Origin of the sequence: Tardiphaga sp., from assembly GCF_041424195.1 — a bacterium.
Classification (GTDB): Bacteria; Pseudomonadota; Alphaproteobacteria; order Rhizobiales; family Xanthobacteraceae; genus Tardiphaga.
Genome location: NZ_JBGMOE010000205.1, coordinates 1 through 16,001, shown reverse-complemented (window position 1 = coordinate 16,001; position 16,001 = coordinate 1). Strand labels below are relative to the sequence as shown.

Annotated in this window: 14 protein-coding genes; 6 read left to right on the top strand and 8 right to left on the bottom strand. The window is 63.7% G+C overall.

Annotated features, from left to right (window positions below; translation table 11 throughout):
* Positions 1-20: 20 nt before the first annotated feature.
* Positions 21-1,487, top strand: coding sequence for a dihydropyrimidinase (gene hydA / locus ACEK02_RS28040; RefSeq protein WP_371424740.1), 1,467 nt, complete (start codon positions 21-23; stop codon positions 1,485-1,487).
* Between the two features lie 8 nt (positions 1,488-1,495).
* Positions 1,496-2,602: a DSD1 family PLP-dependent enzyme gene (locus ACEK02_RS28035; protein ID WP_371424739.1), complete on the top strand. Its 1,107-nt coding sequence runs from the start codon at positions 1,496-1,498 to the stop codon at positions 2,600-2,602.
* A 169-nt stretch (positions 2,603-2,771) separates the two neighbouring features.
* On the opposite strand, the gene ACEK02_RS28030 is transcribed toward ACEK02_RS28035, so the two are convergent.
* The 6 genes from ACEK02_RS28030 to ACEK02_RS28005 form a co-directional block, all read right to left on the bottom strand.
* A complete protein-coding gene (locus ACEK02_RS28030) occupies positions 2,772-3,479 on the bottom strand; it encodes an ABC transporter ATP-binding protein (RefSeq protein WP_371424738.1) in 708 nt (235 codons plus the stop codon).
* Entirely contained in the window at positions 3,479-4,231 is a 753-nt protein-coding gene (locus ACEK02_RS28025; protein WP_371424737.1) for an ABC transporter ATP-binding protein, read from the bottom strand. The genes ACEK02_RS28030 and ACEK02_RS28025 overlap by 1 nt, the downstream gene beginning before the upstream one ends.
* On the bottom strand, positions 4,228-5,064 hold the full coding sequence (locus ACEK02_RS28020) for a branched-chain amino acid ABC transporter permease (RefSeq protein WP_371424736.1): 837 nt from the start codon (positions 5,062-5,064) through the stop codon (positions 4,228-4,230). Before ACEK02_RS28020 ends, ACEK02_RS28025 begins: the two co-directional genes overlap by 4 nt.
* On the bottom strand, positions 5,064-5,942 hold the full coding sequence (locus ACEK02_RS28015; protein ID WP_371424735.1) for a branched-chain amino acid ABC transporter permease: 879 nt from the start codon (positions 5,940-5,942) through the stop codon (positions 5,064-5,066). Before ACEK02_RS28015 ends, ACEK02_RS28020 begins: the two co-directional genes overlap by 1 nt.
* An 89-nt stretch (positions 5,943-6,031) precedes the next feature.
* Positions 6,032-7,258, bottom strand: a complete 1,227-nt coding sequence (locus ACEK02_RS28010) for an ABC transporter substrate-binding protein (protein ID WP_371424734.1) — start codon at positions 7,256-7,258, stop codon at positions 6,032-6,034.
* Positions 7,259-7,747: 489 nt separating this feature from the next.
* A complete protein-coding gene (locus ACEK02_RS28005; RefSeq protein ID WP_371424733.1) occupies positions 7,748-8,434 on the bottom strand; it encodes a MarR family winged helix-turn-helix transcriptional regulator in 687 nt (228 codons plus the stop codon).
* A 185-nt stretch (positions 8,435-8,619) separates the two neighbouring features.
* Between ACEK02_RS28005 and ACEK02_RS28000 the strand changes: the two genes are divergently transcribed.
* Positions 8,620-10,128, top strand: a complete 1,509-nt coding sequence (locus ACEK02_RS28000; RefSeq protein ID WP_371424732.1) for a 4-hydroxyphenylacetate 3-hydroxylase family protein — start codon at positions 8,620-8,622, stop codon at positions 10,126-10,128.
* Positions 10,129-10,322: 194 nt separating this feature from the next.
* Here the strand turns inward: ACEK02_RS28000 and ACEK02_RS27995 are convergent, their stop codons facing one another.
* Both ACEK02_RS27995 and ACEK02_RS27990 read right to left on the bottom strand, forming a co-directional pair.
* Positions 10,323-11,522 (bottom strand): amidohydrolase family protein, encoded by a 1,200-nt coding sequence (locus ACEK02_RS27995; RefSeq protein ID WP_371424731.1) that lies wholly within the window; start codon positions 11,520-11,522, stop codon positions 10,323-10,325.
* Between the two features lie 49 nt (positions 11,523-11,571).
* The gene (locus ACEK02_RS27990; RefSeq protein WP_371424730.1) at positions 11,572-12,153 is read right to left on the bottom strand and encodes an amino acid synthesis family protein; all 582 of its coding nucleotides are present in this window, start codon (positions 12,151-12,153) and stop codon (positions 11,572-11,574) included.
* A 143-nt stretch (positions 12,154-12,296) separates the two neighbouring features.
* Here ACEK02_RS27990 and ACEK02_RS27985 point away from each other — a divergent pair, with 143 nt between their 5' ends.
* From ACEK02_RS27985 to ACEK02_RS27975, 3 genes are all read left to right on the top strand, one after another.
* Positions 12,297-13,004: a MarR family winged helix-turn-helix transcriptional regulator gene (locus ACEK02_RS27985; RefSeq protein WP_371424729.1), complete on the top strand. Its 708-nt coding sequence runs from the start codon at positions 12,297-12,299 to the stop codon at positions 13,002-13,004.
* A gap of 115 nt (positions 13,005-13,119) precedes the next feature.
* Complete coding sequence (locus ACEK02_RS27980) at positions 13,120-14,268, top strand: HlyD family secretion protein (protein WP_371424728.1); 1,149 nt, start codon at positions 13,120-13,122, stop codon at positions 14,266-14,268.
* Positions 14,255-15,847, top strand: coding sequence for an MFS transporter (locus tag ACEK02_RS27975; protein WP_371424727.1), 1,593 nt, complete (start codon positions 14,255-14,257; stop codon positions 15,845-15,847). Before ACEK02_RS27980 ends, ACEK02_RS27975 begins: the two co-directional genes overlap by 14 nt.
* Positions 15,848-16,001: the final 154 nt, after the last annotated feature.

The window sequence follows — 16,001 nt, the reverse complement described above, 5'->3', positions numbered from 1 at the left end:
GAATATCCGGAGTTCTGCCCTTGTCCGATCCCGTCTACGATCTCGTGATCCGCGGTGGCACCGTCGCCACATCGAGCGACGTGTTTGCCGCCGATGTCGGTATTGCCGGTGAGACCATCGTGGCCCTGGGCAGCGGGCTCGCAGCCGGCAAAAAAGAGATCGATGCAACAGGCAAGCTGATTCTGCCCGGCGGCGTCGATGCCCATGCCCATATCGAGCAGCTCTCCGCCGCGGGCATCATGAATGCCGACACCTTCGAGAGCGCGACGCGGTCCGCGGCTTTTGGCGGCACCACCAGCGTGATCTCCTTTGCGGCCCAGCATGTCGGCATGGATGTGCAGGAGGTCGTCAGCGATTACACGGCGCTGGCGAAGAAGGGCGCGATGATCGACTACGCGTTCCACATCATCGTGTCGGATGTGACCGACAAGGTGATCGCCGAGGATATTCCGGCGCTGGTGAAGCAGGGCCATTCCTCGATCAAGATCTTCATGACCTATGACCGGCTCAAGGTCGATGACGAGAAGCTGCTGGATATCCTCGCCGCTGCGCGCGAGGCCAAAGCGCTGGTCTGCGTTCACGCGGAGAACCACGGCGTCATCGCCTGGATGGTGAAGCGCCTGATCGACAAGGGCTACACCGCGCCGAAATATCACGCCGTCAGCCATGCGCGTGTGTCGGAGTCCGAGGCCTTCACGCGGCTGATCGCGTTCAGCGAATTGCTCGACCAGCCGGTGATGATCTTCCACGTCTCGACGCGCGAAGGCGCCGCCGTGATCCGCGAGGCGCGCGGCCGCGGCGTCAAGATTTTCGCCGAGACCTGCCCGCAATATCTGTTCCTCACCGCCGGGGACATGGACAAGCCCGGCGCCGAAGGCGCGAAGTGGATGTGCAGCCCGCCGGCGCGCACGACTGACGATCAGGAAGCGCTGTGGCACGCGCTGGCCCTCGGCGATCTGCAACTGATCTCGTCGGATCACGCGCCCTATCGCTATGACGAGACCGGCAAGCTGCGCGCCGGCCCGAACCCGACATTCAAGCAGGTCGCTAACGGTTTGCCTGGCCTCGAAGTGCGCCTGCCGCTGCTGTTCGATGCCATGGTGTCGAAAGGTCGCCTCGGCCTGTCCAAATTCGTCGAGCTGACATCGACCGCGCCGGCACAGATCTACAACTTGCCGAAGAAGGGCTCCATCGCCATCGGCAACGATGCCGACATCGCGATCTGGGATCCCGCGCGCAAGGTGACGCTATCAGATGAGATGATGCACGATCTCGCCGGCTTCTCGCCGTTCTCCGGCCGCACCGTCACCGGCTGGCCCGAGAAGGTGCTGCTGCGTGGCCGTGTCCTTGTCGATGGCGACATCTTCACCAGCAAGCCGGGCGAGGGCCGTCTGATGCTGCGCGAAGGCGGCAAGGCGGCCACGCCATCGGGCAGGCTTGCTGCCGAGATGGACCCGGCGAAGAATTTTGGCGCGAAGCTGCTGTGATGACACACATGCTCGATCCCAATCTGCCGGCCGTCGCAGATATCCAGACGCCTGCTCTGGTGCTGGATGCGTCTGCGCTTCAACGCAACATCCAGGGGATGGCAGAATTTGCCAGATCGAACGGCATCGCATTGCGCCCGCATGCCAAGACGCACAAGTCGACACGCATCGCGCAGATGCAGATCGAAGCCGGCGCTGTCGGAATCTCCTGCGCCACGGTGGCCGAGATGGAGGCCTTCGCGAAGGCCGGCATTCCCGGCTTGCTGCTGACGACGCCTGTTGCCGATCGGCCGAAGCTCGCACGCCTCGCCGCCATTGCCGATGACACAGACATCAGCATCGTCGTCGATCACGCCGACCAGATCCACGTGCTGCATGACTTGCTCGATACGGACAGCCGTCCGCTGCAGGTCTTGATCGATATCGATGTCGGCCAGCGCCGCACCGGCGTGGTGGATACGGCCGCGACGCTGGCTCTGGCGCAATTGATCGAGGCCACGCCGGGCATGACATTCGGCGGCATTCAGGGTTTTGCCGGTCATGTGCAGCACATGATCGATGCCGGGGAGCGCAGGGCAGGCGCCGCGCGCGTGCGCGCCATGCTCGACGAGCATCTGCATGTGCTGACGGAAGCCGGCATCAAGGCCGCGATCGTCACCGGCAGCGGCACGGGCGCCTGCGCCTATGATGCCACGGGCACCTTTACGGAGCTGCAGGTCGGTTCCTACGTGTTCATGGATTCTGATTACGGCAGGCTGGAGCACGAGGGCGGTGCGCTGCCTTACGATCCGAGCCTGTTCATTCTCGCCACGGTGACATCGGTCAATCGTCCGGGCGAATTCACCGTCGATGCCGGCGTCAAGGCGATGGCCTTCAACGGGCCGGTGCCGTCGCTGATGTTAGGCGTGCCGGAAGGTTCAGCCTATCGCTTCGGCGGCGACGAGCACGGCATGATCACCGTGCCGCCGGATGCGGAGGCGCCGAAGCTCGGCAGCCGCGTGCTGCTGCTAACCACGCATTGCGATCCGACGGTGAACCTGCATGCGAGCTATCAGGTGGTCGGGCACAATAATGGCGTCGAGAGCTGGGCGGTGCTGGCGCGGTATGGGGCGTAGTTCTCTCGCCCCGAACGGTCATTCCGGGGCGGCTCGGCGCCGTAGGCGACGTGCCGAACCCGGAATCCCGGAGTGTTTGGCTCTCCAGCGTTTCAGCGATCTCAGGATTCCGGGTTCGTGTCCGGCAAGGGCCGGCCACGCCCCGGAATGACGAGGGTGGCGCAGGGACCTAATGCGCCCCACCCAGAAACGCTTCCGACAATGTCGGATCGTTGATCAGCGCCTGCGCCGTGCCCGACGTCACCACGCGTCCGGTCTCCAGCAGATAGGCCCGGTCGACGATCTTCAGCGTCTGCCGCGCCTTCTGCTCCACCAGCAGCACCGTGAGGCCTTCATCGCGGAACTGGGCGATCATCTTGAACAGCGTGTCGGTCATCAGCGGCGCGAGGCCGAGCGACGGCTCGTCGAGCAGCAGCAGCTTCGGCTTCGACAGCAAAGCACGGCCGATGGCCAGCATCTGCTGTTCGCCGCCGGAGAGAAGACTGGCGAGACCGTCGCGGCGCTTGCCGAGGATCGGGAAGCGCTCCAGCATCTTTTCCACATCGGCCATCGCCGCAGACTTGTCGCTGCGGGTGTAGATGCCCATCAGCAGGTTTTCATGGACCGTCATGCGGGCGAGAATTCCGCGGCCTTCCGGCACCAGCGCGATGCCGCGGCGGAGGTTCTTCTCGGCGGCATTCGGCGCGAGCTTCTCACCCTGATAGGTGATGTCGCCCTGGAACGGCAGCAGCCCCGCGATGGAGCGCGCGATGGTGCTCTTGCCGGCGCCATTGGCGCCCAGCAGCGCGACGATCTCGCCCTGCTTGATGTCGAGATCGACGCCGCGCACGGCGGTGATGGCGCCGTAGCGGACCTGCAAGCCCCGGATCGTGAGCATCAGTTGTCCTTTCCGAGATAGGCGTCGAGGACGACGGGATTGGTGCGCACGTCCTCCGGCTTGCCTTCGGCGATCAGCACGCCGAAATCGAGGACATAGAGATAGTCGCAGAGCCGCATCACGAAATTCATGTCGTGTTCGATCAGGAGAATGGTGAGGCCGGTGTCGCGCAAGCGGATCATCAGCTCGCGGATTTCCTCGGCCTCGTCATGGTTCATGCCGGCAACGGGCTCGTCGAGCAGCAGCAGCTTAGGCCTGGCGGTGACGGCGCGCGCCATCTCCACCTTGCGCTGGATGCCGTAAGGCAGGGATTTCGCCGGGCGGTCGCGCAGTTCGGTGAGACCGAAGAAGGTCATCACCTCTTCGGCGCGTTCCTGCGCCGCCGGATTGGCCCAGGAGATCGGCAGCAGACGCCGCCACGCGCTTTCGCTGTGCGGCTGCGCCACCAGCAGATGCTCCCACACCGTCATGCTGCCGAACAGCCGGATGTTCTGGAAGGTGCGGGCGATGCCCTCGCGCACGATGCGATAGGACGGCCACTGCGTGACGTCGACGCCCTTGAGTTTGACTTCGCCGGCATCGGCGCGATAGGCGCCGGTGATGGTGTTGAACAAGGTCGTCTTGCCGGCGCCGTTGGGGCCGATCACGCCGACGATCTTGCCTTCCGGCACCTCGCAGACCATGCCGGACAGCGCATGGATGCCGCCGAACGTCTTCGTCACGCCGGTGAGTTGAAGCAGCGCGTTGCTCATGCTGCGGCCCTCCGGAAGGTGAGTGTTCGGATCAGCGAACGATCAAGAATGCCCTGACGCCGGACCAGCAGCACGACGATCAGCAGCGTGCCGAAGGCGGCGAGGCGCCAGTCGGCGATCGGGCGCAGGAATTCAGGCAGGAACACCAGTAGAAGCGAACCGACCAGCGAGCCCGGTCCGACAGTGGAGCCGCCGAGGATCACGGCCAGCACGAACTCGATCGAGCGATCGAAGCCGAAATTGGCCGGCTCGATATAGACATTGTGATGGGCGAACAATCCGCCGGAGATGGCGGCCACGGCTGCGCCGACGCCGAAGGCGACGATCTTGGTCACGGTGGTATTGAGGCCGATCAGGCCTGCGGCTGTTTCGTCGTCATGCACCGCCTGCATTTCCAGCCAGACGCGCGAGCGTTCCAGCAGCATCACGGCGATCAGGACGCCGCCGGCCCACAGCCAGACATAGCCGACCGAAATGTGCTGCATGCCGCGATAGCCGCCGGATCCGCCCATGGCGTCGAAATTGAGGAAGAAACTGCGCACCATTTCGCCGAAGCCGACGGTGGCCATGGCGAGATAGATGCCTTTCAGGCGCAGCGCCGGGAAGGCGACGATGGCGCCGATGATGCCGGCTGCGATCGCCGAGATCACCAGGGCGAGCGTCAGCGGCACGTTCAGCGCGACGGTGAGATATGACGACAGATACGCGCCGATTCCCATGAAGGCGCCATTGCCGAGCGAGAGCTGGCCGGTGGCGAGGATGATATAGACGCTGAGTGCGCCGAGCAGGAGGATGCCGGACTCGGCGAGCAGGCTTGCATAATAGGTCGACATCAGACGCGCTGCCCCTGATCGGATCGCGCGCCGCCGAGCAGGCCCTGCGGACGCAGCAACAAAATCAAAATCATGAAGCCGTAGACGACGAAGTCGCGGACCTGCGAACCGCCGTAAGCCACAGTCAGCACTTCGGCGATGCCGATCAGCGGACCTGCAACGAGCGCGCCCCAGATCTGGCGCGTGCCTCCGATCACCATCACGGCGATGGCCTTGAGACCGATCTCGACGCCGAGATAGGGCGTGATGGTGCCATAGTGCAGGGCGATCAATACGCCGGCGACGCCGGCGAGCGAGCCCGACAGGATGAAGGCCAGCATGGTCAGGCGGTCGGCGGATACGCCCAGGATGCGTGCGACTTCGCGGTTCTCGGCGACGGCGCGCAGCGCGCGGCCCATCGGGGTCTTCTGCACGATGAAGGCGACGAGTGCCACCAGCACGACAGTGGCGATGAGGACGATGAGCTGCATCTCGCCGATATTGACCGGGCCGAGCGTATACTGCTTGCCGAAATACTCGTCGGGGAGCTGGGCAGGATCCGAGCCCCAGATGTTGGTGGCGACGTTCTGCAGGATGATCGAGAAACCCAGTGTCGACAGCATCGGCGTGACCAGCGGCGCATCGCGCAGCGGCTGGTACCCGATCTTCTCGATCACGATGGCGATCATGGCCGCGCCGGTCATGCCGCCGAGCACGGCGACGGGCAGCGGAAAGCCTGCCTGGATCAGTGTGAAACCGAGATAGCCGCCGATCATGAACAGTTCGGCAATCGCAAGATTGAGAATGCCGAGAATGCCCATCACGAGCGAGAACGACAGCGCCAGAAGCGTATAAACCGCTCCGAGCGTCAGTCCGTTGACGAGTTGCTGTATCAGCATGGGGATCGCAATCGTTAAATCAGGTGGTCGTCATCATGACTGCGGCCGGGAAGACTTCCCGGCCGCAGCGGCGTGAATGGTATGAAAGATCAGCAGGCCGGATGGTTCGGCGCCGAGCTGCAGCCCTTGACCTTGGTGTCCCAGGTGCCGTTCTGACCCTGCAGCACGTAGAACGCCTTGATCGCGTCGCCGTCGTCATTGAAGCCGATCGGGCCGCCGAGACCGGCGAAGCCTTCGAGCTTGGCAAGGTGATCGCGGATCTTGGTGCGGTCGGCTTCGAGATCGGCCGGCTTGCCGGTGACGCCGGCCTTCTTGATCGCGTCGATATACATCGAGACGATCTCGTAGATGTTGGCGTCATACATGCTGGGCTCGATGTCCTTCGGCAGGCCCGATTCCTTGCGCAGCAGCGGCGTCAGGGTTGCCGTGAATTTCTCGGGGGCCGGGCCCTTCATGGTGGCGTAGAAGGTTGCGGGCGCGATCACCGGGATTTCCGGCGCAGCCTTGAGAATCGCCGACGAGATCAACTGGGTGGCGCCGACGACCGGCTTGATCAGACCCTGGCGCTTCATTTCGCGCAGCACGGTGATGGCCTGGCTGTAATCGGCGCTGACAACGACGCCGTCGGGGTTCAGGGCCTTCAGCTTGGTGACCTGTGCGGACACGTCGAGGTCGCCGGTGTTGAACGACAGCAGATCGTTCTCGTTGGCGATGGTGATGTCATTGGCCTTCAGCACGGCCGGCATGATCGCCTTGCCGACGGTGGAAGCCGTGGCGTCCTTGGCGTCGAAGATCACGGCGACGGTCTTGATGTTGAAGGCCTTCTTGTAGAAAGGCACGGTGGTCTTGGCGAGAACGCCTTCGTCGATGGTGTTACGGAAAGCCCACGGACGGTTGAGCTTCGCCACGCCCGGCTTCGAGGAGGCCTGCGAGGTGGAGACCACCTTCATCTCATTGGCGACCGGGAAGGTCACTTCGGCGGCGCTCGAGGTCAGCGGGCCGGCCACGGCGAGAACCTTTTCGTCGCCGGCCAGCTTGCGCAGCGAGCTTGCGGCCTGCGCCGGCTTGGCGGCGTCGTCGAGGATCGTGATCTTCAGCTTCGCGCCATTGATGCCGCCGGCATCGTTGGTCTGCTGTTCCAGCATCTTCAGCGTCACGGTGTTGCTGCGGCCCCATTCGGCAAACGGGCCGCTCGACGGCACCACGGCGCCGATGGCGATCTCCTGCGCGACAGCCTGGCCGCCAACCATGGCCGACAGCGTAACGGCAGCAACTGTGCCCAATACGCGCGGCAAATTCGATTTGATCCGTGACATCGACGATCGTCCTCTTTGCTGATGCTTTTGCCGCGGTGATCCGCAGCATAATCCAGATAAAGATTTCCCTGCACGCCATGTGCCATTGCCGGCCGTGACGGCCGAATGACAGCGTTGGGCGGATCGTCCAATAAATTTCAGGCTTTGACAATCGCCATTGTGAGTATCTTTATAAAATAGTTCTCTTAAGAAGCTAATTTATGCGCCAGCCCAGCCCGGAAATGCAGCAACCTGTGGCTGGCGGGAATGCGCGCAATTGCCTGTTTCACGGGTGTTTGGATGTTGCGGGAGCGTTGCGGCCGATTCCCGTGCCGCTCCTGGGCGGGCAGCGGCCGCACGCACGGGTGCCGTTTTGTCGCAGCAGTGGGGTGAGCCCGTAGGATGCGTAGAGCAGCGAAACCCATCGATTCCAATGCGGGTGATTGGTGGGTTTCGCGAAGACGCTTTACCCACCCTACACCATGACAAGCTGTCTATTGCAGGCCTGATTCAACCCTTGCGCGACTTGCCGCGCTTGGCAACGGCGATCGATTGCGCTTCGGGGGAGAGCTGCTTCACATTGGTGTCAGCCAGATAACGCTGCAGCGCAATGGCGCGGTCGCTGGAATCGACGAGCCGCTGCACCATGTCCAGCAACTGGTGGAATTCCCGGGCGCCGAGGCAACCGAACTGGACGTCGTTCACCTGCGCCTGAGTCGGCGCGAGCCGCTCCAGCAATTCGGCGCCATGGGGCGTCACCACCAGGCTGATGCGGCGGCGATCGCCGGTATGCGAGGTCTTGGTGATCAACCCCTTGGTCTCGAGCTTGTTGGTGACGGTGGTGACAAAGGCGCCGCTGAGATGCAGGTGATCGGCCACGGCGCGCACATGGACGTCGCCTTGCGCCGACAGATGCCGGATCGAGATCAGGGTCGTGTATTCGATGCCGGCGAGGCCGATGACGGCGGCGTGGCCTTCGCGCAAGGTCTGATGGCGGACCAGAAACCCGAACAGGCTGTGCACGAGGCGGCGGAATTGGGCGTCCGAGCCATCCACAAGCAGCTCCGGGCGGGACACCGTGAGTGCAGCGCGGGGCGCAGGCCGGCCCGTGGCAGGCTTCTTGCCGATCTCCTTGGCAACTGACTTGCTGGTGACTGACTTGCCGGTCGGTGTGGAGCGCGCTGCGGATTTGGCCACGTGATGATTCCATGCATCGGACTTGCCCGAGCTTGGCGGCTTCGCGCGGTAATTGCAATCACGACGAACGATGCAAGGTGCGAATGCCACAGGTCCGCTTGACAACAGATTCAAAATAGCTTCGGATGATAGCTATTAATGAAGGTGACCGGCGCGGGGCCGGCAGCAGGTGACGGAGAAGAGTGATGAACAAGGCATTTGGATCCGGGACGGCAGTTGCCGGCGTCAAGAACGGCGCCGACCATGTCGCCGCCGTGCGCGACGGCCGCGCGGTCTATCTCGACGGCAAGAAGGTCGATGACGTCTCGACCCATCCCGCCTATCGCCATGCGGTCGCCTCGGCCGGCGCGCTGTACGACTATCAGGCCGACCCCGCCAATAGCGAGCGGATGACCTTCGACATCGGCGGCGGCCGCCGGGTCAATCGCGCCTGGCAATTGCCGAAGAGCTACGCGGAACTGGTCGAGCGCCGCAAGGCGCTGGTGGAATGGGCCGAACTGTCCGGCGGTTTCCTCGGCCGCTCGCCCGATCACGTGGCCTCATCCATGTCCGGCATGATGATGGGCATCGAGGTGTTCGACAATTACGATCCGAAACGCGCGCAGGCGTTCCGCGACTGGTACGATTATGCCCGCAAGAGCGACCTGTTCCTGACCTATGTGATCAACAACGTGCAGGGCGATCGCTCCAAGGCGTTCGGCGATCAGGGCAAGAATGCGCAGGACATGGTGGCGCGCATCGTCGACGAGGATTCCTCGGGCATCACCATCCGCGGCGCAAAACTGTTCGCCACGTCCGCCATCATGGCCAACGAGATCTTCGTCGGCTCCGGCCAGCCGCTGCGGCCGGGCGAGGAGCATCTCGCCTTCTCATGCGCGCTGCCGATGGGGACCAAGGGTCTCAAGATGCTGTCGCGCAAGAGCTTCGAGGCCCATGCGCCGAACGAATACGACAATCCGCTGGCCTATCGCTATGACGAGAACGATGCGCTGGTGTTCTTCGACGACGTCAAGGTGCCGTGGGAGCGCGTGTTCCTGCTGCGCAACACCGATATGTGCCGCGCCCAGCTCCATGACACGCCGGCCCATGTGTATCAGAACTATCAGGCGCAGATCCGCCTGTCGGTGAAGCTGCGCTTCCTGGTCGGGCTCGCCCGCGGCATCGCCAGGACCATCGGCACCATCAACTTCCCGCCGGTGGGGGATGTGCTCGGCAAGCTCGCCTCGCAGGCAGCATTGATCGAGGGCATGGTGCTCGGCATGGAAGCCGGCGGCGCGATGCGCGGCGAGTATTTCCTGCCCAACAAGCATCTGCTCTATGCGGCGCAGGTGCAGTCGCAGGAGATGTATCCGCAGATCATCAGCACGATCCGCGAACTCGCCGGTGGCGCGCTGTTGATGCTGCCGTCCTCGGTGGATGATTTCAGCAATCCGGAAATCGCTGCTATTATCGGGCTGACCCAGATCTCGCCGGCGATGTCCGGCCAGGACCGCGTCAAGCTGCTGAAGCTGACCTGGGACGCCGTCGGCTCCGAATTCGCCTCGCGCCATCTGCAATATGAGATGTTCTATGCCGGCGCCCAGTTCGTCACCCGCGGCCACAGCTACCGCACCTATGACTGGGAGCGGGCGGCGGGTATGGCCGAGACGATGACGGCGAAATACGATCTGCCGGAATTCAAGGGCAGCAACTAAAGCGCAGTCGCTTGCCTAACCTCTCCCCGCATCTTGCGCGGGGAGAGGTCGCCGCGCCTTCGCGGCGGGTGAGGGGCGGCGCGCCACGCTATCCTACGCCAATGCTTTCAAGGTTCGCTTGCTGCGGAGTGCGCGGGCTTCACCGTTGAATTGAAGTTTCCGTCTCGCGTCCCGCTGCTTCGGTGTAATCCCGCTCAATGCGCCGCGGCGCCTGAGAAATCCCGCGGCAGCTTCGTTTCCGCCACGCGCACATTCCGCATTCCCGCCGGCGTATTGCGGCTGCGGCCGACAAAGCGCGGCACGCCATCGGTGATCACCGCGCTCACCGCCGGGACGTCGCCATTGCGAAGCGCCGACAGCGCATCGTTCTGCGAGCCGCCGGCGCAGGCGTCGATCAGTACCACGTCGGCATCCTTGCCCGTCTTCAGAAACCCGCTGTTGAGCCGATAGACCATCGCATTGTTCCCCGTCGCCGCGGCGATCGCCTGTTCCGGCGGCATGCCGCCGAGACTCGCGAGATGGCTGATGGTGTAGAACATGCCGAGCGGCATGATCCCGCTGCCGGTCGGCGTATCGGTCGCGATCAGCAGGCGCTCCGGTTGTTTGGCTTCGTCGAGCAGTTTCGCCGTCAGCAATGCGGTGCGCAGATTGCCCGCGGTGCAGAGCTGCAGCGCGATGTCGCTTTCGTTCACGAGCCGCGCGAAGCCGGCTTCGGGCATCGCCACCGGTCCGCCATTGACGTGGAACGAGACGCTCGGATTCGATTTCAGCACATGTTCGGCCCAGATGCCGGACGAGCCGGGGATCGATGACCCGCCGGTATGCATGGTGGTGACCATGCCGAGTCGACGTGCCGCCTGCATCAGCGGCGCATAGTCGTATGGCGTGTCGAACGCGCCGAAGCCGGCCTTGGCGAGCCACAGACCCGCTTTGACCAGTTCTTCCAGATCGGCTTCGGTCAGGCCGGGCTCGAGGATGATCGAGCCGGCATGCACGCGCATGCCGCCGGGACGATAGTCGAGGAAACAGGCGCGCGCGGCCAGCGCCAGCGCTTTCACGCCGGCGGGATCCTTGGGGCGTCCGGGCACGTGCACTTCGGAGGCCGTGATCGATGTGGTCGTACCGCCATGCACGTAGCTTTCGAGATAGCCGACCACGCGCTGCCTTGGCGTGTAATCGCCGAAGGTGATGTGGACATGGCTGTCGATCAGTCCGGGAATCGCCGTCGTCCCGGCGGCGTCGATCACCACATCGGCGGCGGAGACCTGCTCCGATGACAGCGTACCGATCGCGCTGATGCGTCCGTCCTGCGTCAGGATGCCGTCGCCACTGGCGAACGGAGCCTTGAGATCACCGGTGACGATGGTGCCGATATTGACGATGGCCGTTTTCATATCCGTCTCCGCAATCCCAAGGCCGTTCAAGGCCGCACAAAGCTGCAGCCTAGCGCAAGCCGTCCTTGCCGCCGATATCCCTGGCATTCAACCCGCCGACCCGCGCATTGAGCCGCCCGCGATTGGCGAGGCAGACGATCAGTGCAACTTCGTCAGCCGCTGGCGCATCCGGTGGCAGCGTCACCGAGACGCCGTCGTAATGCGAGCGGACATAGAGTGCGTCCTTGTGCGCCAGGGGAACGTCGATCAGGCAGCCGGGAGCGGCGAGCTTGGTGAAGGAGGGGATCCAGGCTTCGGCGCCGCCCACGGCCTCGCGCAGCGGCGTGGCGAAAGTCGTGGTCAGCATCGCATTGGCATGTTCAAGCTCGCCGCCGAGGCCGACGACGCCGCCCTTGCCGTAGCTCTCGACCTTGTACGATCCCATCGCCTCAACGGCGAGCTTCGCCAGCACGGCGCCGACCTCGACGCTGGCGGCGATCGCGTTGGACAGATCCTCGACATAGCGTCCGGCATAGGGATTGGCGACGATGGCCACGGCGGCGACGCGCCGCAAGGGCTGGTCATGCCGGTGGCCGGCCTCGACCTCCTTGTGGTCGGTGAAAGAGAGCAGGCGCCTGATATCGAGTTTCATGATGTTCTCCCGTCAGATTTGGCGCCGATCCTGACGCAGTAAATGCATTTGATCAATAGCTTCGTTTAGAAGGTATGCGGAATCGCTTGACGAAGCAGGGGGCGCCAGCCAATTCTGTAGCGGATCGTTCACTAGGAAGCGGTATGTCTCGTTCCAAGGTTGCGCCGCTCTCCAAGACGCCGGCATTGCGTAGATCCGGCAAGGCTGTTGCCAAGCCGGAGGCCAAACCGATCGCAAAGGTGGCCGGCAAGAGCGCGGTCAAGGCAAACCTTCCGGCGCCGGCGCTGACCACGTCGCGCAAGGCGCTGCTGGTCGATGGTTCCGATCATGCATTCCGGCAACTCGTGCACACATTGCTGGCGTTCCTCGCGCGACACGAGACCGTGCGCGAGGGGCATGCCGCCGCGATCGGCCTGGCCGGGATCGAATACACCGTGCTGATCTCGGTCAAATATCTGGCTGCTGAAGGCGACGTCAGCGTGCGCGAGCTCGCCGCGCATCTGCATCTCAGCGGCGCTTTCGTCACCACCGTCTCGAACAAGCTGCAGCAGATGGGCCTGCTCGACAAGCTCGTGGATCCCGCGGATCGCAGGCGCCTGCGTCTCACGGTGACACAGGCCGGCGAGGCGCTGCTGGCGAGCCTCAATCCGACCCAGCGCCAGGTCAATGACGTGCAGTTCGATTGCCTCAGCGCAGACGAATTTCATCAATTGCTCGGCAGTGTCGAGCGCCTCGTCGAATCCAGCGAACGTGCCATCGCCCTGCAGCGCTATCTGCAGCCGCGCGGTCTGGACACGTCGGTACCGGCGGATGATGGCACCAAACCGGCACGCCGCAAGAAGATAATCTGACATCCTCGCGCGCGGCCCGAATTCTGGGGTGTTGGTCTGACCGGCGACCCGCGGGCGATTGAATCGCATGCGGCGACATGAGACATAATGCCACTCAGGTTGCTGTGAGGAAGACATGTCCCAGGTTGATGCCCCCCCGACGCCACAGCCGGCACCGGCGCCGCCTGTCGGCCCGACACCCGCAGAGCTCACCCCCGCACAAAAGACATGGCGTCGTCTGGCCATCCCGTTGTTTGCGGTTGTCGCCGCGCTCTTGTTCGTCGTTCTGGCGACAGCGCGCTGGGACATCTGGATGGGCAACCGCGCGGTGCAGACCACCAACGATGCCTATATCCGCGCGCAGACGACGCGGCTGTCGAGCCGGGTGGCGGGGGCGGTGAAGGCTGTCGCCGTCAGCGACTTCCAGCACGTCAAAGCAGGCGATCTCCTGATCCAGATCGACCCCGCGGATTACGAGGCGCAGGTGGCGCAGGCCGAGGCCGGCGTGGCTGGCGCGCAGGCCGCGCTCGACAATCTCGCCAACCAGGTCGAGCTGCAATATGCCACCATCGCGCAGGCCGAGGCGCAGCGCGTGTCGGCACAGGCGCTCGAAGTCCAGGCGCAGCAGGAGCAGGAACGTCAGACCTCGCTGACCCAGACCGAAGCCGGCACGCGGCAGCGCTTTGAACAGGCCACCGCCGCCTATGCCAAGGCGCAGGCCGATGTGAAGGCGAGCGGGGCCGTCATCGCTGCGCAGAAGCATCAGCTCGAAGTCCTTGCCGGCACGCGCAAGCAGCGCGCTGCCGATCTGCTCGGCGCCAAGGCGACGCTGCAGGCGGCGAAGCTGCGTCTCGGTTATACGAAGATCGTGGCGCCCTTCGATGGCGTGGTCAGCGAACGGCAGGTGCAGCCGGGCGACTATGTCAATATTGGCTCCAGCCTGATCAGCATCGTGCCGCTGCCCGACGTTTATGTGATCGCGAATTTCAAGGAGACGCAGCTCACGCGCGTGAAGCCCGGCCAGCCCGTCGACATCGTGGTCGATACGTTCTCGGCGGAGACGCTGCGTGGCCGCGTCGAGCGCATTTCGCCGGCGTCGGGATCGCAATTCGCATTGCTGCCGCCGGATAATGCCACCGGCAATTTCACCAAGGTCGTGCAGCGCGTGCCGGTCCGCATCACGTTCGACAAGGGACAGCCGCTGCTCGACCGGTTGCTGCCGGGCATGTCGGTAACCGCGAGTATCCACACCGACGCGCCGGCGGCCGACAATGGCGGAAAGTGAAAGCAAGATCATCGAAAGCGGCCCGGTCTCGACCGGGGGCGTCTCGCATCATCCGATCTTTGCGGTCGGCGCGGTGCTGCTCGGCGCCTTCCTCGCCAATTTCGATACGCGGATCTTTTCCATCGGCCTCGCTGATCTGCGCGGCGCACTCTCGCTGAGTTTCGACGAAGGCGCGTGGCTGTCCACCGCTGGTACGGCGTCGCAGATCTTCATCGCCCCGGCGGTGGCCTGGATGGCCACGGTGTTCGGGCTGCGCCGCGTACTCGGCATCCCCGCTCTGGTCTATGCGGCGATCTCGCTGATGATCCCTCTGGTGCGCGACTACAATCTGCTTCTGGTCCTCAACATTGCACATGGCATGCTGCTCGGCACCTTCGTGCCTGCAACGCTGCTGATCATCTTTCGCAATCTGCCGATGCAATGGTGGCTGCCGGCCATCGCAATCTACGCCATCCGCGTTGGCTTCTCGCTCAATTCCGGCACTGCGATAGTCGGCTTCTATGTCGATCACCTGGGCTGGCAATGGATGTTCTGGCAGGACGTTATCATCGCGCCGCTGCTGGCGCTGTTCGTCTGGCTCGGCACGCCGCGCGAGCCGATCAATCGCTTCGTGCTGTGTGAAGCCGATTGGGGCGGCATGCTGCTGCTCGGCACCGGCATGGCGATGATCTATGCCGGGCTCGATCAGGGCAACCGGTTGGATTGGCTCGGCTCCGGCACCGTGGTGGCGCTGCTCGGCGGCGGCACGGTCCTGACGATCGGGTTCTTCATCAATGAGGCGCTGGTCAAGCGGCCATGGGCGCATGCCGAAGTGCTGCTGTCGCGCAATATCGGCCTCGCGCTGCTGACGATCATTCTCTACACCATGACGAGCCTGTCGAATTCGTCGCTGGCGCCGAATTTCCTCACCAACATCGCGCTGTTGCGGCCGGAACAGTCCGGCATGTTGTTTCTGCTCTATGCCGTCGTGCCGATGATCGTGCTGGTGCCGCTGTCGATCCGGCTCATTCGCTATTACGACGTGAAACTGACACTCATCATCGGCCTTGCCGCCTTTACTGCTGCGGGTCTTCTCGGCACGCAGCTCACCCATGAATGGGCGCTTGGCGACTTCATCCCGATGGTGATGTTGCAATCGCTCGGGCAGAGCTTCACGCTGCTGCCTATCGTGATCATCGCGCTGTCGAATTCCGATCCGTCGCGCGCCACCGCCTTTGCGGCCTATATCCAGGTCTTCCGGCTGGGCGGCGCGGAGATCGGCATCGCGCTGATGGGCACATGGCTGCGCGTGCGCGAACAGATCCATTCGAACCTGCTCGGCCAGCATGTGGCCAGCGGCGAAGCAGATGTCGTCGGCATTCTTGCCAAGCTCACCGGCCGTTTCGCCAGCCACGGAGAGGGCCTCGCCCAGGCCCGCGGCGTCGGCACGCTCGCAACGCTGGTGCAGCGCGAAGCCAATACGCTGGCCTATATCGACGGCTTCTGGCTGACCTTCTGGTTCGGGATCGCCGCGCTGATCACTGTGTCGCTGATCGGCAATGCGCCAAAGGGACCGTTCACGCCGAAGCCGCGGGGGTGAGGGGACCGATCTCTCTTGTCATTGCCTGGGGCTGGAAAGCATCAAACATTTTTTCCTATATTTATATTGACAATATCCCCATCTTGATTATTTTCCCCGTCGTCCTGCCCCACCGAGAGGGGCGATCGCGATCGTCACGATTGCGGGGCGGGAT

Excerpts from the sequence above, each read along its gene's own strand:
- ACEK02_RS28035 (WP_371424739.1), top strand. The coding sequence starts at position 1,496 with ATGCTCGATCCCAATCTGCCGGCCGTCGCAGATATCCAGACGCCTGCT.
- ACEK02_RS28030 (WP_371424738.1), bottom strand. The coding sequence starts at position 3,479 with ATGCTCACGATCCGGGGCTTGCAGGTCCGCTACGGCGCCATCACCGCC.
- ACEK02_RS28025 (WP_371424737.1), bottom strand. The coding sequence starts at position 4,231 with ATGAGCAACGCGCTGCTTCAACTCACCGGCGTGACGAAGACGTTCGGC.
- ACEK02_RS28020 (WP_371424736.1), bottom strand. The coding sequence starts at position 5,064 with ATGTCGACCTATTATGCAAGCCTGCTCGCCGAGTCCGGCATCCTCCTG.
- ACEK02_RS28015 (WP_371424735.1), bottom strand. The coding sequence starts at position 5,942 with ATGCTGATACAGCAACTCGTCAACGGACTGACGCTCGGAGCGGTTTAT.
- ACEK02_RS28010 (WP_371424734.1), bottom strand. The coding sequence starts at position 7,258 with ATGTCACGGATCAAATCGAATTTGCCGCGCGTATTGGGCACAGTTGCT.
- ACEK02_RS28000 (WP_371424732.1), top strand. The coding sequence starts at position 8,620 with ATGAACAAGGCATTTGGATCCGGGACGGCAGTTGCCGGCGTCAAGAAC.
- ACEK02_RS27995 (WP_371424731.1), bottom strand. The coding sequence starts at position 11,522 with ATGAAAACGGCCATCGTCAATATCGGCACCATCGTCACCGGTGATCTC.
- ACEK02_RS27990 (WP_371424730.1), bottom strand. The coding sequence starts at position 12,153 with ATGAAACTCGATATCAGGCGCCTGCTCTCTTTCACCGACCACAAGGAG.
- ACEK02_RS27985 (WP_371424729.1), top strand. The coding sequence starts at position 12,297 with ATGTCTCGTTCCAAGGTTGCGCCGCTCTCCAAGACGCCGGCATTGCGT.
- ACEK02_RS27980 (WP_371424728.1), top strand. The coding sequence starts at position 13,120 with ATGTCCCAGGTTGATGCCCCCCCGACGCCACAGCCGGCACCGGCGCCG.
- ACEK02_RS27975 (WP_371424727.1), top strand. The coding sequence starts at position 14,255 with ATGGCGGAAAGTGAAAGCAAGATCATCGAAAGCGGCCCGGTCTCGACC.